The organism is Zhengella mangrovi, from assembly GCF_002727065.1.
Taxonomy (GTDB): domain Bacteria; phylum Pseudomonadota; class Alphaproteobacteria; order Rhizobiales; family Rhizobiaceae; genus Zhengella; species Zhengella mangrovi.
Map to the genome: position 1 here is coordinate 116,720 of NZ_PDVP01000001.1, position 21,400 is coordinate 138,119.

At 65.7% G+C, this 21,400-nt stretch carries 21 protein-coding genes; 8 read left to right on the forward strand and 13 right to left on the reverse strand.

The window, feature by feature from the left end; all coding sequences use genetic code 11:
- The first annotated feature begins 172 nt into the window (after nucleotides 1-172).
- The gene (locus tag CSC94_RS00555) at nucleotides 173-919 is read left to right on the forward strand and encodes a sulfite exporter TauE/SafE family protein (protein ID WP_099302692.1); all 747 of its coding nucleotides are present in this window, start codon (nucleotides 173-175) and stop codon (nucleotides 917-919) included.
- Here CSC94_RS00555 and trmD read toward each other — a convergent pair.
- Together trmD and rimM are read right to left on the reverse strand one after the other, a co-directional pair.
- The gene (trmD, locus tag CSC94_RS00560; protein ID WP_099302694.1) at nucleotides 901-1,593 is read right to left on the reverse strand and encodes a tRNA (guanosine(37)-N1)-methyltransferase TrmD; all 693 of its coding nucleotides are present in this window, start codon (nucleotides 1,591-1,593) and stop codon (nucleotides 901-903) included. The genes CSC94_RS00555 and trmD overlap by 19 nt on opposite strands.
- The gene (rimM, locus tag CSC94_RS00565) at nucleotides 1,590-2,159 is read right to left on the reverse strand and encodes a ribosome maturation factor RimM (RefSeq protein ID WP_099302696.1); all 570 of its coding nucleotides are present in this window, start codon (nucleotides 2,157-2,159) and stop codon (nucleotides 1,590-1,592) included. Before rimM ends, trmD begins: the two co-directional genes overlap by 4 nt.
- A gap of 68 nt (nucleotides 2,160-2,227) precedes the next feature.
- Between rimM and CSC94_RS00570 the strand changes: the two genes are divergently transcribed.
- The 3 genes from CSC94_RS00570 (at nucleotide 2,228) to CSC94_RS00580 (ending at nucleotide 4,712) form a co-directional block, all read left to right on the forward strand.
- On the forward strand, nucleotides 2,228-3,172 hold the full coding sequence (locus CSC94_RS00570) for a tyrosine recombinase XerC (protein WP_099302698.1): 945 nt from the start codon (nucleotides 2,228-2,230) through the stop codon (nucleotides 3,170-3,172).
- 63 nt (nucleotides 3,173-3,235) lie between these two features.
- A complete protein-coding gene (locus CSC94_RS00575; RefSeq protein WP_099303891.1) occupies nucleotides 3,236-4,306 on the forward strand; it encodes a TraB/GumN family protein in 1,071 nt (356 codons plus the stop codon).
- Nucleotides 4,307-4,493: 187 nt separating this feature from the next.
- Nucleotides 4,494-4,712, forward strand: coding sequence for a hypothetical protein (locus tag CSC94_RS00580; protein WP_099302700.1), 219 nt, complete (start codon nucleotides 4,494-4,496; stop codon nucleotides 4,710-4,712).
- A gap of 99 nt (nucleotides 4,713-4,811) precedes the next feature.
- Here the strand turns inward: CSC94_RS00580 and lpdA are convergent, their stop codons facing one another.
- From lpdA to CSC94_RS00635, 11 genes are all read right to left on the reverse strand, one after another.
- Complete coding sequence (lpdA, locus tag CSC94_RS00585) at nucleotides 4,812-6,218, reverse strand: dihydrolipoyl dehydrogenase (protein ID WP_099302702.1); 1,407 nt, start codon at nucleotides 6,216-6,218, stop codon at nucleotides 4,812-4,814.
- Between the two features lie 34 nt (nucleotides 6,219-6,252).
- Nucleotides 6,253-7,005 (reverse strand): SDR family oxidoreductase, encoded by a 753-nt coding sequence (locus tag CSC94_RS00590; protein WP_099302704.1) that lies wholly within the window; start codon nucleotides 7,003-7,005, stop codon nucleotides 6,253-6,255.
- Nucleotides 7,002-7,472 (reverse strand): hypothetical protein, encoded by a 471-nt coding sequence (locus tag CSC94_RS00595; RefSeq protein WP_099302706.1) that lies wholly within the window; start codon nucleotides 7,470-7,472, stop codon nucleotides 7,002-7,004. The genes CSC94_RS00590 and CSC94_RS00595 overlap by 4 nt, the downstream gene beginning before the upstream one ends.
- 31 nt (nucleotides 7,473-7,503) lie before the next feature.
- Nucleotides 7,504-7,809 carry a lysozyme inhibitor LprI family protein gene (locus CSC94_RS00600; protein ID WP_099302708.1) on the reverse strand — a complete coding sequence of 102 codons (306 nt, stop codon included), beginning with the start codon at nucleotides 7,807-7,809 and terminating at the stop codon, nucleotides 7,504-7,506.
- Between the two features lie 98 nt (nucleotides 7,810-7,907).
- Nucleotides 7,908-9,125: a 2-oxoglutarate dehydrogenase complex dihydrolipoyllysine-residue succinyltransferase gene (gene odhB / locus CSC94_RS00605; RefSeq protein ID WP_099302710.1), complete on the reverse strand. Its 1,218-nt coding sequence runs from the start codon at nucleotides 9,123-9,125 to the stop codon at nucleotides 7,908-7,910.
- Nucleotides 9,126-9,154: 29 nt separating this feature from the next.
- Nucleotides 9,155-12,148, reverse strand: coding sequence for a 2-oxoglutarate dehydrogenase E1 component (locus CSC94_RS00610; RefSeq protein WP_099302712.1), 2,994 nt, complete (start codon nucleotides 12,146-12,148; stop codon nucleotides 9,155-9,157).
- A 141-nt stretch (nucleotides 12,149-12,289) separates the two neighbouring features.
- The gene (sucD, locus tag CSC94_RS00615) at nucleotides 12,290-13,195 is read right to left on the reverse strand and encodes a succinate--CoA ligase subunit alpha (RefSeq protein WP_099302714.1); all 906 of its coding nucleotides are present in this window, start codon (nucleotides 13,193-13,195) and stop codon (nucleotides 12,290-12,292) included.
- 5 nt (nucleotides 13,196-13,200) lie between these two features.
- Nucleotides 13,201-14,397, reverse strand: coding sequence for an ADP-forming succinate--CoA ligase subunit beta (sucC, locus tag CSC94_RS00620; RefSeq protein WP_099302716.1), 1,197 nt, complete (start codon nucleotides 14,395-14,397; stop codon nucleotides 13,201-13,203).
- A 13-nt stretch (nucleotides 14,398-14,410) separates the two neighbouring features.
- Entirely contained in the window at nucleotides 14,411-15,376 is a 966-nt protein-coding gene (gene mdh / locus CSC94_RS00625; RefSeq protein WP_099302718.1) for a malate dehydrogenase, read from the reverse strand.
- 328 nt (nucleotides 15,377-15,704) lie between these two features.
- Nucleotides 15,705-16,871: a cell division protein ZapE gene (gene zapE, locus CSC94_RS00630; protein ID WP_099302720.1), complete on the reverse strand. Its 1,167-nt coding sequence runs from the start codon at nucleotides 16,869-16,871 to the stop codon at nucleotides 15,705-15,707.
- A gap of 66 nt (nucleotides 16,872-16,937) precedes the next feature.
- Nucleotides 16,938-17,417 (reverse strand): protease inhibitor Inh/omp19 family protein, encoded by a 480-nt coding sequence (locus CSC94_RS00635; RefSeq protein ID WP_165784279.1) that lies wholly within the window; start codon nucleotides 17,415-17,417, stop codon nucleotides 16,938-16,940.
- 328 nt (nucleotides 17,418-17,745) lie between these two features.
- On the opposite strand from CSC94_RS00635, the gene CSC94_RS00640 reads away from it, so the two are divergent.
- From CSC94_RS00640 to mtaB, 4 genes are all read left to right on the forward strand, one after another.
- Nucleotides 17,746-17,907 (forward strand): DUF1328 family protein, encoded by a 162-nt coding sequence (locus CSC94_RS00640; protein ID WP_099302724.1) that lies wholly within the window; start codon nucleotides 17,746-17,748, stop codon nucleotides 17,905-17,907.
- Nucleotides 17,908-18,028: 121 nt separating this feature from the next.
- The gene (locus CSC94_RS00645; RefSeq protein ID WP_099302726.1) at nucleotides 18,029-19,123 is read left to right on the forward strand and encodes an MBL fold metallo-hydrolase; all 1,095 of its coding nucleotides are present in this window, start codon (nucleotides 18,029-18,031) and stop codon (nucleotides 19,121-19,123) included.
- Between the two features lie 98 nt (nucleotides 19,124-19,221).
- Nucleotides 19,222-20,103: a diaminopimelate epimerase gene (dapF, locus tag CSC94_RS00650; protein WP_099302728.1), complete on the forward strand. Its 882-nt coding sequence runs from the start codon at nucleotides 19,222-19,224 to the stop codon at nucleotides 20,101-20,103.
- Nucleotides 20,103-21,383: a tRNA (N(6)-L-threonylcarbamoyladenosine(37)-C(2))-methylthiotransferase MtaB gene (gene mtaB / locus CSC94_RS00655; RefSeq protein ID WP_099302730.1), complete on the forward strand. Its 1,281-nt coding sequence runs from the start codon at nucleotides 20,103-20,105 to the stop codon at nucleotides 21,381-21,383. Before dapF ends, mtaB begins: the two co-directional genes overlap by 1 nt.
- The last annotated feature ends 17 nt before the right edge of the window (nucleotides 21,384-21,400 follow it).

Here is a 21,400-nt window from a genome sequence, read left to right on the forward strand (position 1 = left end):
GCCCGGCATGGCGGATTCACATGGATGTTGCTTTACGAGGAAGCCGGATGCAGCCCGGACTTCGGGCGCGCTCATACACGCTATCGGCGCCTTTGTCACGCTCCGGACGGAAAAAAGTGCATCAACGCGCTTTTGTGATGCCAACCGGGCTGCTTGCCGCTAGGAAGCGGACATGACCATCGTCTCCGCCCTCCTGCTGTTCCTCGCCGGGCTTGTCTCGGGCATGATCAACGCTGTCGCCGGTGGCGGCACCTTCCTGACCTTCGGCGCCATGACCTTCGCCGGCGTTCCGCCGATTTCGGCCAATGCGACCTCGTCGATTGTCCAGTTTCCCGGCTACATTACCTCCGCGCTCGCCTACCGGTCCGAAATCCTGCGTGAATGGAAGGCCGTCGCAGTCCTGTCGCTCATTTCGCTCGTCGGTGCCTTCGGCGGGGCGCTCTGGCTGCTCTCGCTATCGAATCCCTCCTTCCGCAGCATCGTGCCCTGGCTTCTGCTCGCAGCAACCGCGCTTTTCGCCGCCGGACCTTACCTCAAGCCGAAGGCATCGGGCGAGCATCCCCCCAATTCCCCGCGCGGCAACGCACTGCAGTTCGTCACGTCCATTTATGGCGGGTTTTTCGGCGCCGGAATGGGGGTGATGATGCTGGCCTCGCTCAGCCTTGCCACCGGCGGCGACTACCATCGGCTCAACGCCATCAAGAACGCGCTGTCCATCGTCATTGCCGCCATCGCCATCCTCGTCTTCACCGCTGGCGGGGCGATTTCCTGGCTTCACGGCATCGTCATGCTGCCCGGCGCCGGACTTGGCGGCTGGCTCGGCGTCTGGCTCGCCAAACGGGTGCCGCAGGCCGTCCTGCGCTGGCTGGTGATCGCGATCGGCGTCTTCCTGGCCGGCTACTACTTCTTCACCGGCTGAAGCAGATCCGGCCGCCGCGCGGCGGTCAGCGCCTCGGCCTGCTCCCGCCGCCACGCCTCGATCCGGGCGTGGTTGCCGGAGGTCAGGACATCCGGGATAGTCATGCCTTCCCATTCGGCCGGCCGGGTGTAGTGCGGATGCTCCAGCAGTCCCGTCTCGAAACTCTCCGTCTCGCCTGACAGCGCATTGCCCATCACGCCCGGCAGCAGGCGGACCACCGCGTCAAGAGCCACCTGGGCCGCAATTTCTCCACCGGACAGGATGTAGTCGCCGATGGAAACCTCCTCCAGGCCGCGCGCATCGATCACCCGCTGGTCGATGCCTTCGAAACGCCCGCACACGATCACGGCTCCGGGTCCGCTCGCCAGGTCACGCACGCGGGCCTGGGTCAGGGGCCGACCACGCGGGCTCATCAGCAGCCGGGGCCGCGGATCACCATCCGGTGAGGCTGAATCAATGGCGCGGCCAAGCACGTCGGGCTTCAGCACCATCCCCGCGCCGCCGCCCGCCGGCGTGTCATCGACCGAGCGATGCCGGTCGAGCGCGAAATCGCGGATCTGGACCGTCTCCAGCGACCAGGCTCCCGTTTCCAGCGCCCTGCCGGCCAGCGCGAGACCCAGCGTCCCGGGAAACATGTCGGGATAGAGCGTGAGAACCGTGGCGCGAAAACTCATTCGCTTGCCTCTTGCCCCTCGTCGCCTTCCGCGCCGTCGTCCTCGTCGCCTTCGACAAGGCCCGCCGCGACCGGGTCGATCGTCACGAACCCGCCGCGCACATCGACCTCCGGCACGGCGGCACGCGTGAACGGAATGAGCACCGACCGCTTGCCCTGCAGCGCCAGTTCCATCAGGTCGCCGCCGCCGAAATCGTGCAGGGCCGAGACACGGCCGAGGCGTTTGCCGTCCATGTCCCGCACCTCCAGACCGACGAGATCGGCATGGAAGAACTCGTCCTCCTCCAGCACCTCGTCCGGCAGGGCATCGCGGTCGACGAACAGTTCGACACCGTTCAGCGCCTCGGCCTGTTCGCGCGTTGTCACGCCCTTGAACCGGACCACCACGACGGTCTTTGCCGGCCGCGCATCCAGCACCTCGAACAGGCGCCCCTGCGCGTCGTGCAGCGGGCCATAGTCGCCCAGCGCCAGCGGGTCGTCGGTAAAGCTTTTCACGCGCACTTCGCCGCGCACGCCATGCGGCGCGCCGATGGTTGCCATGCGCACTTGTATCTTTGTCTCGTTCATGGCGCCTGATTACGCCCTTCCGCCGCCAAATCAAGCATTCGCTAACCGGTCACAGGCATTCTCCGTGCATGGCTGAACCGCAATTTCTCGTCATAGCAACGCAGGAACTCGTCGATTGGCGCCGTAAATGGCTGGCCGAACTGGCCGCCACGCGCCGGCTCTCCGCGTTGACCGTCGAGGCGTACGAGCGGGATACGCGCCAGTTCCTCACCTTCCTGACCGGTCACCTTGCAAGGCCCGCGACCCTGAAAGACATCGAGACCCTGAAGCCCATGGACTTGCGCGGCTTCCTGGCCGCCCGCCGCGCGTCCGGCGCGGGAGCCCGGTCCACCGGGCGCAACCTGGCCGGCCTTCGCTCCCTTCTCCGCTTCCTCGAGAAACGCGGCCTGGCCAATGCGGCCGGCGCCAAGGCGGTCCGCGCGCCGCGCCAGCCGAAATCCCTGCCCCGGCCGCTGACGGCCAGCGACGCGCGCCGTGTCGTGGATGCAAGCGAACAGCTGAACGAGGAACCGTGGATCGCGGCGCGCAATGCCGCCGTCCTCGCCCTCCTCTATGGCTGCGGCCTGCGCATATCCGAAGCGCTTGGCCTGGACGGCGGCGAGCTTTCGGACAATGACCAGGCCAGTCTGCGCGTTACCGGCAAGGGCGGCAAGACGCGGCTCGTCCCGCTCCTGCCGGCGGTCCGGCAAGCCGTGGCTGCCTACCGGTGCCTCTGTCCCTGGGCACTGGAACCGGGAACGACGCTGTTCCGCGGCGCCCGCGGCGGCCCGCTCAACCCGGCGGTCCTGCAACGCGACATGGCCCGCCTGCGCTCCGCGCTCGATCTGCCCGAAACGGCGACACCCCACGCGCTGCGGCATTCCTTCGCAACGCACCTGCTCGGCCGCGGCGGCGACCTGCGGGCCATCCAGGAGCTTCTGGGCCACGCCAGCCTGTCCACGACCCAGGTCTATACCGGCGTCGATACCGAGCGCCTGCTCGACATCTACGACACTTTCCACCCCCGCGCCTGACAACAGCGTTTTGCAGCGATCGATTAACGGCTTTTTTCCGCTTTCCCCGCCATGATCGTGGCCATGAGACATGTCGATCATATCGCTGATTCGCTCTGCCTGAACGGCGCGCGCCTGCTCGCCGCTCTGCACGGGCTGCTTTTCCTGGCCTTTCTCGCCACGCTGTTGCTGCTGGCGCCGCAGGTTCGCGCAGACGATCAGGTCAGCTGCACCGGGCAGAACCTTCTGCAGGAGCTTGCGGCAGAGGACCCCGCCCGCCTGGTTGACGTGGAGGAAAAGGCCGCGGCGGTCGTCAATGGCGAGGGCCTTCTCTGGAAAATCGAGAAGCCGGGCGTGGTACCGTCATACCTGTTCGGGACCATGCACCTGACGGATCCGCGCGTTGTTACGCTGACCCCGCCGGCGCGGAAGGCCTTCGACGCCGCAGGCACCGTTGTGGTCGAGGCGGTCGATGCGCTCGATCCCAAGGCAGCCGCGGCGGCCGTGATGCAACGCCCCGACCTGATGATGTTCACCGACGGGCGCAAGCTGACCGATCTGCTCGATCCCGAGGACCGCGCCCTGGTGGAAAAGGAACTCGCCACCCGCGGCATGCCGCTCGTGGCCGTCGAGCGCATGAAGCCGTGGGTCGTGTCGTCGGCACTTGCCCTGCCGGCCTGTGAAATGGCCCGCAAGAAATCCGGCGCTCCCTTTCTCGATGCCAGGCTCGCCGAGGATGCCCGGGCGCAAGGCAAGGCTTTGAAGGGCCTTGAGACCATGATTTCGCAGATGGAAGCCATGGATTCGATGCCGCTGAAGGTTCATCTCGACGGGTTGATCTCGACCCTGGCCTTGGGCGACCGCATCGATGACATGATCGAGACCATGATCGTTCTTTACCAGAAGGGCCAGACGGGCATGGTCTGGCCGATGCTGGAAGCCATGACTCCGGAACAGTCCGCGGCGGACGAGAGTTACGCGACCTTCGAAAAGGTCATGGTGACCGCGCGAAACCATGGAATGGTCGCCAGCGCCGAGCCCATCATTGACGCGGGCAATGCCTTCATTGCCGTCGGCGCCCTGCACCTTCCCGGCAAGGAAGGCGTGATCGAACTGCTTCGCAAGGCCGGCTACACGGTGACGCGGGCGGACTGAAATCCATCACGGGAAATGGAACCCGGGTTCCTCATCCGGAAATGGTCCGGACACTTCGCGGCGCGGCCCATTGGCACCGTCTCGGGGAAAATCCCGTTCCGCTTTCACCCGCGCTTGCTCTGGTGGGCGATTGCCGCTCCGCCGGTTCCGCGCTACCTTTTAATGGGGCATAGCAAGGGAGCACGCCATGAAGACTGTTCTTGCAACGCTTGCCGCGCTTGGCTTCGGCCTCTCGGCGGCCCAGGCTTGCGGCATGCATAGCGCCGAGGCTCATGACACGATGACCACCGCCAGCATCGCGTCCGACAAGGCGCCGATGTCCACGCGCACGGATGCCGTGGAGACCACCGAAGACGACGCCGCAAAGGCGGTCGAACCGGTGATCAAGGAAGAAAAGGCCGACTGAAACCGGCCATGATCCCTCCCTGGAACCTGGCCGGTCCGACCGGCCAGGGTTTTCTCGTGCCGCTGTTTCCGGTGCAATCCGGAAAGGGGCGGTGGCGATCTAGGAATGGATCGCCTTGGCAAAGGTCGCCAGGGCCGCTTCCTTGACCGCTTCCGACATGGTCGGATGGGCGTGGCAGGTGCGGCCCAGGTCCTCCGACGACCCGCCGAATTCCATCAGCACTGCCGCCTCGTGGATCATCTCGCCTGCACCGAAACCGAGGATGTGCACGCCGAGAACGCGGTCTGTCTGCTTGTCGGCCAGAACCTTCACGAATCCGTCCGTCTGCTGCATGGCGCGCGCCCGGCCGTTGGCCGAGAAGTTGAACTTGCCGGCCTTGTATTCCACGCCGGCCTTCTTCAGCTCGTCTTCCGTCTTGCCGACGGAGGCGACTTCCGGCTGCGTGTAGACCACCCCGGGGATGACATCGTAGTTCACGTGGCCGTGCTGGCCCGCGATGATCTCGGCAACCGCGACGCCCTCGTCCTCGGCCTTGTGCGCCAGCATCGGTCCGCGGATCACGTCGCCGATGGCATAGACACCGGGAAGCGACGTCTGGAAGTGGGCGTTGACATCGACGCGGCCGCGCTCGTCGAGCACCACGCCGGCCTCTTCCAGCCCCAGGCCCTGGGTGAAGGGCTTGCGCCCCGTCGCCACCAGCACGATGTCGGACGAGATCGTTTCGGCATCCCCACCCTTGACCGGTTCGAAGGTGACGTTGGCGCCGCTCTCGCCCTTTTCCACCTTGGTCACCTTGGCCGACAGCTTGAAGGTCATGCCCTGCTTGGTCAGGAGGCGCTGGAACTGCTTGGCGACCTCGCCATCCATGCCGCCCAGGATCGTGTCGAGGTATTCCACCACCGTGACCTTGGCGCCGAGCCGGGCCCAGACCGAACCGAGCTCCAGCCCGATGACGCCGCCGCCGACCACGGTCAGGCTTTCGGGAACCTTGTTCAACGCGATCGCGCCGGTCGACGAGATGATGGTCTCCTCGTCGATGTCGACCTTCACGCCGGGAATGCCGGCAACGTCCGACCCGGTGGCAATCACGATGTTCTTCGTCTCGATTTCCTCGGCCTTTCCGTCGTCACCGGTGACGGACACCCTGCCTGCGCCCAGGACCTTTCCGGTTCCCCGGAAGGCATCGATCTTGTTCTTCTTCAGCAGGAAGGCGACACCGTCCACGTTGGCCTTCACCACCGCGTCCTTGTGGCTCATCATCTTGTCGAGATTGAGCGTCGGGGCAGGGACCTCGATGCCCAGCGCATCGAAGGAATGGCCTGCCTCGGCGAACATCTCGGATGCATGCAGCAGTGCCTTGGAGGGAATGCAGCCGACGTTGAGGCAGGTGCCGCCATAGGTCGCGCGCTTTTCCACCACGGCCACCTTCAGGCCGAGCTGCGCCGCCTTGATCGCGCAGACATAGCCTCCCGGGCCGGTTCCGATAACGACAACGTCATAAGCCATGGATCATGTCCTTCCTGGTTTCGCGCGCGCTGTGTCAGCGCCCACCGGTAATATCAAGGATGGCGCCCGTTACGTAGGACGCCCGGTCGGAGAGAAGATAGAGAATTCCGTCGGCGATCTCGCTCGCCTGGCCCTCGCGCTTCATCGGCAGCATCCCGCGCGTCTGCGCCACCCGGTCCGGCTCGCCGCCGGAAGCATGGATGTCGGTGGCGATGATGCCGGGCCGCACCGCGTTGACCCGGATGCCTTCCCCGGCGACTTCCAGCGCCAGGCCGGTCGTGAACGTGTCGATCGCGCCCTTGGACGCGGCATAGTCCACGTACCACCCGGGCGATCCCAGGCGCGCGGCGGCGGACGAGAGATTGACGATCGCCCCGCCGCGTCCGCCGTGCTCGGTGGACATCCGCTTGACCGCCTCGCGGGCGCACAGCATGGAACCGGTGACGTTGATGCGGAACATGCGCTCCAGGCGGGTCGCACTCATCTGGTCCACGCGTGCCTTGCGGTCCACGACACCGGCATTGTTGACGAGACCGTCGAGACGGCCCCAGCGGCGGTCGACCGTTTCGAACATGCTCAGGATGTCGGCTTCCTTGCCGACGTCGCCAGGCACCGCGATGGCCTCGCCGCCCGCCTGCAGGATTTGCTCGACCACCAGGTCCGCGGCCCTGGCATTGGAAACGTAGTTGACCGCCACGCGCCAGCCTTCGCGCGCCGCGCCCAGCGCGACGGCGGCACCGATGCCGCGAGACCCGCCCGTGACGAGAAGAACCCTGGCTTCGCTCATTCCTGGCACCCCAAGAGCTTGAAGATTTCCGCGGGCCGCGTCCTTGGGCCATCGGCGCCGAAGGCCGGATGCTGCCACACCGCCGCGGCGAAGTTCGGCAGGAGAATGTCGGCCGCCGCCGGTTCCCCGGCAGCCGGCAATTCCATGAGGGCGCCGTCATCGGCACGCGCATAGACCACCGAACGGTAGACGATGCAGGCGTCGAGTTCCGCGCCGGTGACATCCCCTTCCGGGCAATTGACGGGCAGCACCATTTCCGGCTGTCCAAGCCGCTCGGACGGTTGCACGTAGGCCGTCACCGGCGGAACATCGGCCAGCAGGATGCGGATTTCGTGGCTCATCGCCACCGCCTGGCCGGACGCCACGAAGGTCAGCGCGGCGCTCCCGTCCTCGGTTTCATAGGTGGCGAGCGCTTGCGGGCAGGCGGCAAGAACCGGTTGCGCGAACGCCAGGCCGGCAAGCGCCATCAGGACCGGCCACGACCCGCGTTTGCCGCGCTCAGAAATAGCTGCCCAGCTGATCGATCCGCCGGCGATAGGCCCGGTAGATGCAGTCGGAGTTGTAGCCGCAGTCGTTGCGCCGCGCGATCCAGCGCCGTTGCGGGCCGGCCTCTCCGTCGCGATCAAAGGGCGAAAGCTCGTAGAAAAGCCGTGACATGCGGCTGTCCATGTCGCGAAGTTCAGGATCTTCACAAATGGCGACTTCGACCGGAAGCTTGGCATAGCGGCAGTTGAAGCTCTGGGCATGGACCGCACCGGTCGTCATCAGGACAAATGCGGAGACGGCAAGAAGAAATCGGGTCATGGCTTTGCATCCCTGTTTCGAATTGCCCCTTTGCGAGGCCATTACACACCAGAAACGCGTTCCGCGATACCCTCTTTTCTTGCCGCCTCCCGGTTCAATCAGAGATCGAGAACGAGACGTTCCGGATCCTCGAGGCTCTCCTTGACGCGCACCAGGAAGGTGACGGCTTCCTTGCCGTCGACGATGCGGTGATCGTAGGAAAGTGCCAGGTACATCATCGGTCGGATGACGATCTGGCCGTTGACGACCATCGGCCGCTCCTGGATCTTGTGCATGCCGAGAATGCCCGACTGCGGCGCGTTGAGAATCGGCGTCGACATCAGCGACCCGTAGACACCGCCGTTCGAGATGGTGAACGTGCCGCCCTGCATGTCGGCCATCGTCAGCGTGCCGTCACGGCCGGCCTTGCCCAGGCGGCCGATTTCCTTCTCGATCTCCGCGATGGACATCTGGTCGGCATCGCGGACCACCGGCACCACGAGGCCCTTGTCCGTGCCGACGGCCACGCCGACATGGCAGAAGTTCTTGTAAATGATGTCGTTTCCGTCGATCTCGGCGTTGACCGCCGGGATTTCCTTGAGCGCGTGGGTCACCGCCTTGGTGAAGAAGCCCATGAAACCCAGCTTCACGCCATGCTTCTTCTCGAAGACGTCCTTGTACTTCTTGCGCAGCTCCATGGTTGCCGTCATGTCCACCTCGTTGAAGGTGGTCAGCATGGCTGCGGTGTTCTGCGCATCCTTCAGGCGGCGCGCGATGGTCTGGCGCAGCCGTGTCATCTTCACCCGTTCCTCGCGCGGCGCATCCGCCTCGCTGGACGGCGGACGCGCAGCCGCGGGAGCCGCCGCCGGGGCAGAGCCGCTGCCCTTGTTGAGCGCATCGATCACGTCGCCCTTCAGCACCTGTCCGCGCTTGCCGGAGCCCGAGACCTGCGACGCGTCCACGCCCTTGTCGGCCATCATCTTGGCGGCCGACGGGGCCGGCGGCATGTCGCCGCCCTTCGGCTCGGAAGCCGCCTTGGCTGGCGCTTCCGCCGCCGGCTTGGCCTCTTCCTTCTTCGGCGCCGCGGCCGCAGCGCCTGCGCCCTCGGCGATCATGCCAAGCAGCGCGTTCAGCTCCACCGTTTCGCCTTCCTGGGCGGTGATCTCGCTCAGCGTGCCGGCAGCCGGCGCCGGAACCTCGACGGTGACCTTGTCGGTCTCCAGTTCCACCAGCGGCTCATCGGCGGCGATGGCATCGCCCACCTTTTTGAACCATTGGCCGATCGTGGCCTCGGTCACGGATTCGCCCAGCGTCGGGACTCGAATTTCGGTTGCCATGGTTTCTGTCCTGTTCCTGAACGGTTGTCTTATTCGCCGAGTGCGTCTTCGAGGAAGGCGCCAAGCTGTTCCATATGCTTCGACATCAGGCCGGTGGCCGGCGACGCCGAGGCCGGGCGGCCGGTGTAGCGCACCCGCTGGTGCTTGGCGTCGATATGCGCCAGCACCCACTCAAGGTACGGATCGATGAACGACCAGGCCCCCATGTTCTTCGGCTCTTCCTGGCACCACACCATCTCGGCGTTGCGGAAGCGCGAAAGCTCGTTGATCAGCGCCTTGGCGGGGAACGGGTAGAGCTGCTCCACGCGCAGCAGGTAGATGTCGTCGATCCCCCGCTTCTCGCGCTCTTCCAGGAGATCGAAGTAGACCTTGCCGGTACACATGACGACGCGGCGGATCTTGGAATCCTTGACCAGCTTGATCGGCCCGTCCTTCTGCTGCTGGGCATCGTCCCACAGCAGGCGATGGAAGGAGCTTTCGCCGCTCATTTCCGACAGCGTCGACACCGCCCGCTTGTGGCGCAGCAGCGACTTCGGCGTCATCAGGATCAGCGGCTTGCGGAAGTCGCGCTTCAGCTGGCGCCGCAGGATGTGGAAATAGTTGGCCGGCGTGGTGCAGTTGGCCACCTGCATGTTGTCCTCGGCACAAAGCTGCAGCCAGCGCTCCAGGCGGGCCGACGAGTGCTCCGGCCCCTGGCCTTCGTAGCCATGCGGCAGCAGGCATACCAGGCCGGACATGCGCAGCCACTTGCGTTCGCCCGACGAGATGAACTGGTCGAAGACGACCTGGGCACCGTTGGCGAAATCGCCGAACTGGGCTTCCCAGAGCGTCAGCGCGTTCGGCTCGGCCAGCGAATAGCCGTATTCGAACCCGAGCACCGCCTCTTCCGAGAGCATCGAGTTGATGACCTCGTAATTGGCCTGGTTGGAACCCAGGTTGTTGAGCGGGATGTAGCGGGTCTCGTCGCGCTGGTCGTAGAGCACGGAATGGCGCTGCGAGAACGTGCCGCGCTCGCAGTCCTGGCCAGACAGGCGCACCGGGTGGCCTTCCAGCAGGATCGATCCGAAGGCAAGTGCCTCGCCGGTCGCCCAGTCGATTCCCTCGCCGGATTCGATCATCGCCGCGCGGTTGTCCATGAACCGCTTGATGGTCCGGTGCGCTTCGAAGCCTTCCGGCACTTCGGCCAGCTTCTTGCCGATTTCCTTGAGCGTCTTGATCGGCATGGCCGTCTTGCCGCGGCGCTGCTCGTCGGCCGTGTCCGCCGTCCGGAAGCCCGACCAGGCGCCGTCGAGCCAGTCGGCCTTGTTGGGCTTGAAGGAATTGCCGGCGTCGAACTCGGTCTCCAGGTGCGCGCGCCAGTCGGCCTTCATCTTCTCCACTTCGCCCTCGGTGAGGAGACCCTCGCCGATCAGCTTCTCGGCATAGAGCTGCACCGTGGTCTTGTGCGCGCGGATCTTCTTGTACATCAGCGGCTGCGTGAACGCCGGTTCGTCACCCTCGTTGTGGCCGAAGCGGCGGTAGCAGAACATGTCGATGACCACCGGCTTGTGGAAGATCATCCGGAATTCCGTCGCCACCTTGGCGGCATAGGTCACCGCTTCCGGATCGTCGCCGTTCACATGGAAGATCGGCGCCTCGATCATCTTCGCCACGTCCGACGGATAGGGCGAGGAACGCGAGAAGCGCGGATTGGTCGTGAAGCCGATCTGGTTGTTGATGATGAAGTGGATCGTGCCGGCCACGCGATGGCCGCGCAGCGCCGAAAGGCCGAGGCACTCCGGCACCACGCCCTGGCCGGCGAAGGCGGCATCGCCGTGCAGCAGCAGCGGCAGCACGGCCGCGCGGGCTTCCAGCGGCAGCACTTCCTCGCGCTTGCGCCCGAAATTCTGGTCCTGCTTGGCGCGCGCCTTGCCCATGACGACCGGGTTGACGATTTCCAGGTGGGACGGGTTGGCCGTCAGCGAAAGGTGCACCTTGTTGCCGTCGAACTCGCGGTCCGAGGAGGCGCCGAGGTGATACTTCACGTCGCCCGACCCCTCCACCTCGTCAGGGGCGAAGGAGCCGCCCTTGAACTCGTGGAAGACGGCGCGGTGGGGCTTGCCCATCACCTGGGTCAGAACGTTGAGGCGGCCGCGGTGGGCCATGCCGAGCACGATTTCCTTCATGCCCATGTTGCCGCCGCGCTTGATGATCTGCTCCAGCGCCGGGATCAGGCTTTCGCCGCCGTCCAGGCCGAAGCGCTTCGTGCCCTTGTACTTGACGTCGATGAACTGTTCGAAGCCTTCCGCCTCGATCAGCTTTTGCAGGATCGCCTTCTTGCCCATGTCGGTGAAGGCCACGCCCTTGTCCGGTCCCTCGATACGCTCCTGGATCCAGGCCTTCTCCTCCGGGTTGGAGATGTGCATGAACTCCACGCCCATCGTCGAGCAGTAGGTGCGCTTGAGGATGTCGAGCATCTCGTTGATGGTCGCGAACTCGAGGCCCAGCACGTGGTCGATGAAGATCGGCCGGTCGTAATCGTCCGGGGAGAAGCCATAGGCCTCCGGCGACAGCTCGTTGTAGTCCTCCTTCAGCCCGGCAATGCCCAGCGGGTCGAGGTTGGCATGCAGATGGCCGCGCATGCGGTAGGCACGGATCATCATGATCGCCCGCACCGAGTCGCGCGCCGCCTTGGCCACTTCCTCGGCGGTCATGCCGGGGCCGACCTGGCGCCGTTCCGTTTTGTCGGACAGCTTGGCGGTCATGTGGGCCTCGACCTGGCCCCAGTCGCCGTCCAGCGCCGAGACCAGCTCGCCATTCGCCGCGATCGGCCAGTTGTCGCGCTTCCACGAGGCGCCGCGGGCGTTCTTCTTCACGTCTTCCGCGTCATCGTGGAGCTGCGAGAAGAACGCGCGCCACTGCTCGTCGACCGAGCCGGGGTTCTCCTGGTAGCGGGCATAGAGCTCGTCGATGTAGGCGGCATTGCCACCGTAAAGGAACGAGGTCTGTTCGAAAATGTCGTTGGCCTGGTCGTTTCGTGCCATCAGCGCTTCCGGATCGTCTGTCCGGCTCCTTGGTGATCGCGGCCTGCGCCCTCGATGGCGCCTGTCTGCCCGCGGGTTTCCCTCCGGGGGTGGCCGAGGCCGGGCGCCTGCCCGGCCTCGAAGCCGTGTCGTATCAGGGCCTCACTCGCCCTTGAGCACTTTCACCAGCGTGCTGCCGAGCTGCGCCGGCGACGGCGACACGCGGATTCCCGCGGCTTCCATGGCCGCGATCTTGTCTTCCGCGCCGCCCTTGCCGCCGGAAATGACCGCGCCGGCATGGCCCATCGTGCGCCCGGGAGGCGCCGTGCGGCCCGCGATGAAACCGGCCATCGGCTTCTTGCGGCCCTTTTTCGCCTGCTCGGTCAGCCACTCGGAGGCTTCCTCCTCGGCCGAACCGCCGATCTCGCCGATCATGATGATCGATTCCGTCTCGGGGTCGTCGAGGAACAGGTCGAGCACGTCGATGAACTCGGTGCCCTTCACCGGGTCGCCGCCGATGCCCACGGCTGTCGACTGGCCGAGCCCGGCGTTCGTCGTCTGGAACACCGCCTCGTAGGTCAGCGTGCCGGAGCGCGACAGGATGCCCACCGAGCCCTTCTTGAAGATGTTGCCAGGCATGATACCGATCTTGCACTCGTCCGGCGTCAGCACGCCCGGGCAGTTCGGGCCGATGAGGCGCGAGGCCGACGTGTCGAGCAGCGCCTTCACCTTGACCATGTCCTGCACCGGGATGCCCTCGGTGATGCAGACGATGAGCGGAATCTCGGCCTCGATGGCCTCGATGATGGCAGCCGCCGCACCGGCCGGCGGCACGTAGACCACGGAGGCGTCGGCACCGGTTGCGGCCTTGCCCTCGGCGACCGAGGCGAAGATCGGCAGCTTGTCGCCGCCCGCTCCTTCCCAGGTCTCGCCACCCTTCTTCGGGTGAATGCCGCCAACCATCTTGGTGCCATGGTAGGCGAGCGCCTGCTCGGTGTGGAACGTGCCGGTCTTGCCGGTCAGGCCCTGGACCAGAACCTTCGTGTCCTTGTTGATGAGGATCGACATCGGTATCAGGCTCCCTTCACAGCGGCGACGATCTTCTTCGCCGCGTCGTCCAGATCGTCGGCCGCGATCACGTTGAGGCCGGATTCGTTGATGATCTTCTTGCCCAGGTCGACGTTGGTGCCTTCCAGGCGCACGACCAGCGGCACCTTCAGGCCCACTTCCTTGACGGCCGCGACCACGCCCTCGGCGATGACGTCGCACTTCATGATGCCGCCGAAGATGTTGACCAGGATGCCGGTCACGTTCGGGTCCGCCGTGATGATCTTGAACGCCGCCGTCACCTTCTCCTTGGACGCGCCGCCGCCGACATCGAGGAAGTTCGCCGGCTCGGCGCCGTAGAGCTTGATGATGTCCATCGTAGCCATGGCAAGGCCGGCGCCGTTGACCATGCAGCCGATGTTGCCGTCCAGCGCCACGTAGGCGAGGTCGTACTTGGAGGCTTCGATTTCCTTCTCGTCCTCTTCCGTCTTGTCACGAAGGGCCATGATGTCGTCGTGGCGGAACAGGGCGTTGTTGTCGAAGGAGACCTTGGCGTCGAGCACGCGCAGGCGGCCGTTGGTCATCACGATCAGCGGGTTGATCTCCAGAAGGCTCATGTCCTTCTCGACATAGGCCTTGTAGAGGATCGGGAACAGGGCCATGCCGTCCTCGCGGGCCGCGCCCTCGAGCTTCAGCGCATCGCAAAGCGCGGCGCTGTCGGCATCCGTCACCCCGGCATCCGGGTCGATCGCCACGGTGACGATCTTCTCCGGCGTTTCCTCGGCCACCGCCTCGATGTCCATGCCGCCCTCGGTGGAGACCACGAAGGCGTTGCGGCCGACCGTGCGGTCGACGAGGATGGAGAGATACAGCTCGCGGTCGATGTCGGCACCGTCCTCGATGTAGAGGCGGTTGACCTGCTTGCCGGCCGGCCCTGTCTGCTTGGTCACCAGCGTGTTGCCGAGCATCTCGTTGGCGTTGGTCACCACCTCTTCGATGCTCTTGGCCAGGCGCACACCGCCCTTGGCGTCGGCGGGAAGTTCCTTGAACTTGCCCTTGCCGCGGCCTCCGGCGTGGATCTGCGACTTGACCACGTAGAGCGGTCCCGGCAGCGACTTGGCCGCGGCCTCGGCCTCGGAGGCCTCGAAGATGGCGACGCCGTCGGCGACGGGCGCGCCGTAACCCTTCAGGACCTGCTTGGCCTGATACTCATGAATGTTCATGGAAATCCTCTCCTCAGTCCTTCAGCTGCGGCGCGATGTTCTGGCAGGCCTCGCAAAGGCCGGCGACCGCGCTGACAGACGTCTCGAACATCTTCTGTTCGCTCTTGCTGAACTCCAGTTCGACGATCCGCTCCACACCATCGGCGCCGATCACGGTCGGCACGCCGACATACATGTTCTTCACGCCGTACTCGCCGTTCAGGTAGGCCGCGCAGGGCAGCACGCGCTTCTTGTCCTTCAGGTAGGCTTCCGCCATGGCGATAGCCGACGTCGCGGGTGCGTAATAGGCCGAGCCCGTCTTCAGCAACGCGACGATCTCGCCGCCGCCCTTGCGGGTGCGCTCGACGATGGCATCCAGCTTCTCCTTGGAGGTCCAGCCCATCTTGATCAGGTCCGGCAGCGGGATGCCGGCGACCGTCGAATAGCGGGTCATCGGCACCATGTCGTCGCCGTGGCCGCCCAGCGTCATCGCCGACACGTCCTCGACGGAAACGCCGAACTCCTCGGCGAGGAAGTAGCGGAAGCGCGCCGAGTCGAGCACGCCGGCCATGCCGACGACCTTGTTCTTCGGCAGGCCGGAGAACTTCTGCAGCGCCCAGACCATCGCGTCGAGCGGGTTGGTGATGCAGATCACGAAGGCGTTCGGAGCGTATTTCTTGATGCCGGCGCCGACCTGTTCCATGACCTTGAGGTTGATGCCGAGCAGGTCGTCGCGGCTCATGCCCGGCTTGCGCGGCACGCCGGCGGTGACGATGCAGACGTCAGCACCCTCGATCGCGGCATAGTCGTTCGCGCCGGTGAACTTCGCGTCGAAGCCCTCGACCGGGGCGGATTCGGCAATATCGAGGCCCTTGCCCTGCGGGACGCCTTCGGCGATGTCGAACAGGACGACGTCGCCCAGTTCCTTCAGACCGATCATGTGGGCCAGCGTGCCGCCGATCATGCCCGAACCGATCAGCGCAATCTTGTTGCGTGCCATGTGCTAGTCTTCCCTTCTGCTGCGCCCGGAAGTGAGGCCCGTCGGAGCCTGCTAAGCGGGCAGGAATGGTGGAGCCGCCGGACATGCCTCGAGCACCCGGTTCGCCGGGGGTCGCATAGACTCGGACGGCATTTTTTTCAACCGATTCTTTAGTTCCCAGCAAAATCAATCGTTTGAAATCTCTATTTCTTACGTAAAAGTAAGAAATTTGCTCAGGACAAGGCCAGCGCTTGTCATTCCGGCCCTCCCACGGGGTGGCTTCGGAACCCGTGGATGCAACCATTTCACGCTGTTCGCCGGTCGTCCACCCCTGCATCCGCGCCCCCTGTCAGCCCGCATCGTGGTCCCGCGTGTGGGCAATCCAGTCCGCGCTCTGCATTTCGATGAGCCGCGAAGCGGTGCGGTCGAATTCGAACAGCTCGGTACCCGATGTCCCCTTGTAAAGACCGGTCGGACCGGCCTCGGCCGACAGGATCAGCCGCACGCGCCGGTCGTAGAGCGTATCCACCAGCAGGATGAAGCGCTTGGCCTCGTTCCGGTTCTCGTTGAACATCACCGGCACGTGGTCGAGCATGATCGCGTCGAACCGGTTGGCGAGGGCCAGGAAGTCGCGCGCGCCCATCGGCTTGACGCAAAGATCCTGGAAGGAGAACCGCGCCGCCCGTCCGCAGGTCCGTTCCGCGTGGATCGACCGGCCCATGAGGTCCAGCGTCACCGGCTGCTCGCCATGGCCGTCGCAGATCTTTGTCCACGAGGCGTCCATGGCCGCATCCGCTTGCGGACCCAGCGGCGTGACGTAGACATCGATGCGGTCGAGTTCCCGCAGCCGGTAGTCGGTGTCGATATCGACGCTGATCACGTCGGTATGCTTTTCCAGCACGTCGATGAAGGGCGTGAACAGCGAGCGGTTGAGCCCGTCCTTGTAGAGGTTGCGTGGCGCCACGTTTGATGTCGCCACCAATACTACGCCTTCGGCGAACAGCGCCGAGAACAGCCGGCTGAGGATCATCGCGTCCGCGATATCCGTCACCGTGAACTCGTCGAAGCAGATCAGCCAGCTTTCAGAGGCAATGTCGGCGGCGACCGGCGGGATCGGGTCATCGCCCTTGGCGGTTCCCGCTTTCACCGCGGCCCGGTGCCGGGTGATGCGGTCGTGCACGTCGGCCATGAAGTCGTTGAAATGGGCCCGCCGCTTGCGCCGTGCGGGCGCAAGGTCGAAGAACAGGTCCATCAACATGGTCTTGCCGCGGCCGACACCGCCATGCAGGTAAAGGCCGCGCACCGCTTCCGGCCTCGCCTTGCGCCGCGCGAACATCCACCCCAGCGCCGAGGACTTGCGCTGCAGGCGTTTCTCGGAAATCTCGTCGATCAACCGGTCAAGACGCCGCGCGATGCGCCGCTGCTCGTCATCGGCCTGCAGGCTGCCGGTCCGGGCAAGGTGATCGTATCGGTCGAGGACGGTCGGATGCGTCGGCGCTGGTTCGGAAGGAGCCATGCGGGGGCAAGCCTGTCGGATGGAGCAGACCCGGCGCCGGACACCCGGACCCGCGCCGGCGTTGCGTCAGCGGAAGATCGAGACCGACTGGCCCGAACTGGTCGTCCCGTCGAGCTTTTCGTTGCCGGACTTGTAGAGCCGGGCAACCGTGTCGCCATTCTCGTTGTAGAGCACCACCTGGGCGCCCTTCACGTCCCAGCCGCGCACGTTGGCCATGTCGCCCGCGCAGCCGCGCGTTCCGCCGCGCGAACCGTTGCCGTACTTGGTCAGGGTGAGGAACATCTGGCAGGTCGACCCGCCGCTGCGCGTCTTCCAGCTTCCCACCAGCGAATTCTTCGTCACCGGCGCGCTGCCGGGCGGGGGAGTGAGCGGTGCCGTCGGATCGGTGGATGCCACTTCCGGCTGGTCGCTGACCTCTTCGCCGGGCGCGGCCGGAAAGCCGGAGGGCTGTGGATCGGGCTGCGACGGCGGCGGCAACTGTTCCTGCTCGACCGGGGCGACCGGAGCCGGCGTCAGGGGGGCGGGCTGCGTGTTCAGGCGGCCCATGCGCTCACTCTGGCAGGCTGTCAGGCCAAGCGCCGAAACGCACGCCGCTGCCAACGCCCAGTGCTTCATCCCCATCGTCAAACCCTCTCTTCCATCGCGGTTGCGCCACGGCATCGCTATTCGAATGCCTTTAGAAAACGGCGCTTTGGCGGCAATATCAACCGATCAGGGTTAATATTGCGTTGTGAAACCGTTTCACAACGGCCCTGTTACGTGCAGAATGACGACTTGCCGTGGTCGGTTCCCTGTTCGTCCGGAACCTCCCGGATTGTTCCGCATTGAAAGTCTGAGCCGGGTGGTCCGGCACAAATCAACCGGAGCTTTTTCCATGATCAAATGGATCGTCATTCTCCTCATCGTTGCAGCCGTCGCGTCCCTGCTCGGTTTCAACACGCTGTCCGGCGCTGCCCTGACCGGCGCAAAGCTGCTGATCGGCATCCTGCTGGTGCTGTTTCTGCTGGTCATCCTCGGCATCGTGGTCGTCGCATAGGCCAGGCCGGCCCGGAACGATATGAGAACGGCCGTGCCGGCCGCCTGGCGGCCCCGGCACGGCGGCCTTCATTGGCCGTGACAGGCTGGACGCCTGTCGCGGCAGTCCCTATCTCTGCACCATGAACAGACGGCACTTTCTGGCCTTGACGGCAACGGGGGGTCTTGCGGCCATGGCTGGCATCTTTTCCTGGGTCCGCCTTGCGCGGGCCAATCCCTACTATTCCGGACCCGTTTCGGATCATTTCGACGGCCGCGCCTTTTTCAATCCTGACGGAATCGAGCCGCGCGGTTTTGCCGACCTGCTTCGCTGGCAGTTCAACGGCGAGCGGAAGGACTGGCCGGCGCAGTTCGCCTCGCCCCATCCGCCGGCGAGACCCGAACCCCGCATCACCGGCGATGGCCTGCGCCTGACCATGGTGGGTCACGCGACCCTGCTGATCCAGGTTGCCGGCATGAACATCCTCACCGACCCGGTCTGGTCCGACCGCGCCTCGCCCGTGTCTTTTGCCGGTCCGAAGCGCGTCAACGAACCCGGCATTCAGTTCGACGACCTGCCGCCGGTCGATGTCGTGCTGCTCACGCACAATCACTACGACCATCTCGACGTCGACACGCTGGCCCGCCTGCATAGCGCGCATGATCCGCTCGTCGTCACGCCGCTCGGAAATGACGCCATCGTCCGCTCGGCGGTTCGGGACATGCGCATCACCACCGGCGACTGGGGCGATGTCGTTCGCGCCGGCCCCGTATCCCTTCACTTCGAGCCCTGCCATCACTGGTCGGCACGCGGCATGAACGACCGGCGCATGGCGCTGTGGGCGGCCTTCGTCATCGACACCCCGGCCGGCCGCATCTACCACGTTGGCGATACCGGCTTCCACGAAGGCCGGAATTATCGCGCTGCCGCAGAGAAACACGGTGATTTCCGCCTGGCCATCCTCCCCTTCGGCGCCTACGAGCCGCGCTGGTTCATGAAGGGCCAGCACCAGAACCCCGACGAGGCGGTCGAGGGGTTCCGCCTGGCCAATGCCGCCTATGCCGCCGGCCACCACTGGGCGACCTTCCAACTCACCGACGAGGCCATCGAGGAACCGCGTCATCGTCTCCGGGCTGCGCTTGACGGCGCCGGCGTCTCGCGTGACCGGTTCCGCCCCATGCTGCCCGGCGAGGTCTTCGACGTGCCGGCAACGGCAGCAGGCCTGGCAGCCACCTGACACCGTGCTCACCGGCCGCCGCGCCGCGGCAACCGGCAATGACTGGAATTTCAACCGCTCTTCGGCCATATAGGCGCAAGGAACGGAGCCAGAATGCCATGGCGGCGCCAGCGCCCTTTGCAAAGATGAACGGACTGGGAAACCAGATCATCGTCGCCGACATGCGCGGCCGCGCCGATCGAATTGCGCCCGCCGCGGCGATTGCCCTGGCCGGCGACCCGGCAACGGCCTTCGACCAGATCATGGCGATCCACGATCCGCGCGTGCAGGGCACGGACAACTACATCGAGATCATAAATTGCGACGGCACCCAGGCACAGGCCTGCGGCAACGGCACGCGTTGCGTGGTCCAGGCGCTCGCCGCCGAGACCGGCCGGTCCGCCTTCACCTTCCAGACGCTTGCCGGAATCCTGACGGCCCAGGAGCATGCAGACGGCCTGATATCGGTCGACATGGGCGAGCCTCGTTTCGGCTGGCAGGACATCCCGCTCGCCGAGGAATTTCATGACACCCGGATGATCGAACTGCAGATCGGCCCGATCGACGCGCCCGTCCTGCATTCTCCCTCCGTCGTGTCGATGGGCAATCCCCACGCTATCTTCTGGGTCGACCGCGACGTCTGGAGCTATGATCTCGACCGGTTCGGCCCGCTGTTGGAAAACCACCCGATCTTTCCCGAGCGCGCCAACATCTCCATCGCGCAGATCCGGTCCCGGTCCGAGGTGACGATCCGAACCTGGGAGCGCGGCGCCGGGCTGACGCGCGCCTGCGGCTCGGCGGCCTGCGCCACGGCCGTGGCGGCCATTCGCCTGCGCCGCATGGACCGGCAGGTGACCGTGCATGTTCCGGGCGGTCCGCTGGGCATCGAATGGCGGGATGACAATCACGTTGTCATGACTGGCCCGGCAGAATGGGAATTCTCCGGGACGCTGGATCCGGCGACCGGTGCCTGGACCCGCGACACGGAAGGCGTGGCTTGATGGGTGTCGAGATCGTCACCTTCGGCTGCCGGCTCAATGCCTACGAGTCCGAGGTCATGAAGCGCGAGGCCGAGGCCGCCGGTCTCGGTGCGCTGGAAGGCGGGGCGGTGGTCATCAACACCTGCGCGGTCACGGCGGAGGCCGTCCGCCAGGCCCGCCAGACGATTCGCAAGGCCCGCCGCGACAATCCGCAGGCCCGCATCATCGTCACCGGCTGCGCCGCCCAGACCGAGGCGGAGACCTTCGGCGGCATGGACGAGGTCGATCTCGTCATCGGCAACGACGACAAGCTGAAGGCGCAAAGCTATCGCGCCCTGCCCGAGTTCGGCGTCAACGACTTCGAGAAGGTGCGGGTCAACGACATCTTCGAGGTGCGCGAGACGGCGTCCCACATGGTCGATGCCATCGAGGGCCGTGCCCGCGCTTTCGTCCAGGTGCAGAACGGCTGCGACCACCGCTGCACCTTCTGCATCATCCCCTATGGCCGCGGCCATTCCCGCTCCGTGCCGGCCGGCGGCGTGGTCGACCAGGTCCGGCGCCTTGTCGGCAACGGTTACCGCGAGGTGGTGCTGACCGGCGTGGACCTCACCTCCTGGGGTGCCGACCTGCCCGGAGAGCCGAAGCTTGGCCGCCTGGTCAGGGCGATCCTCGCCCAGGTGCCGGACCTCGACCGGCTGCGCCTGTCGTCCATCGATTCCATCGAGGCGGACGATGCCCTGCTGGACGCCATCGCGACCGAGCCGCGCCTGATGCCGCACCTGCACCTGTCGCTCCAGGCCGGCGACGACATGATCCTCAAGCGCATGAAGCGCCGCCACCTGCGCGACGACTCCATCCGGTTCTGCGAGGAGGTGCGCCGCCTGCGCCCGGACATCGTATTCGGCGCCGACCTGATCGCCGGGTTCCCGACCGAGACCGACGCCATGTTCGAGAACACGCTGAAACTCGTGGCCGATTGCGGCCTGACGCATCTCCACGTCTTCCCGTTTTCCGCCCGCAAGGGCACACCGGCCGCCCGCATGCCGCAGGTCGAAAAGGCCTTGCGCAAGGAACGCGCCGCCCGCCTGCGCGCTGCCGGCGACAGCGCCTACGCCGCGCACCTGGCCCGCCTGGCCGGCACGTCCCAGTCGGTCCTCGTCGAGAAGCCGGGGATCGGACGCACGGCGGACTTCACCCTGGCTGCAGCCGAAGGCGAGCCCGGCACCATCCGCACCGTCGCCGTGACCGGTCATGACGGTGAGAAACTTCTGACCCGCCCGGCGCTGGCCGGCGCGGCATAGGCCAACCAGCGACAGGA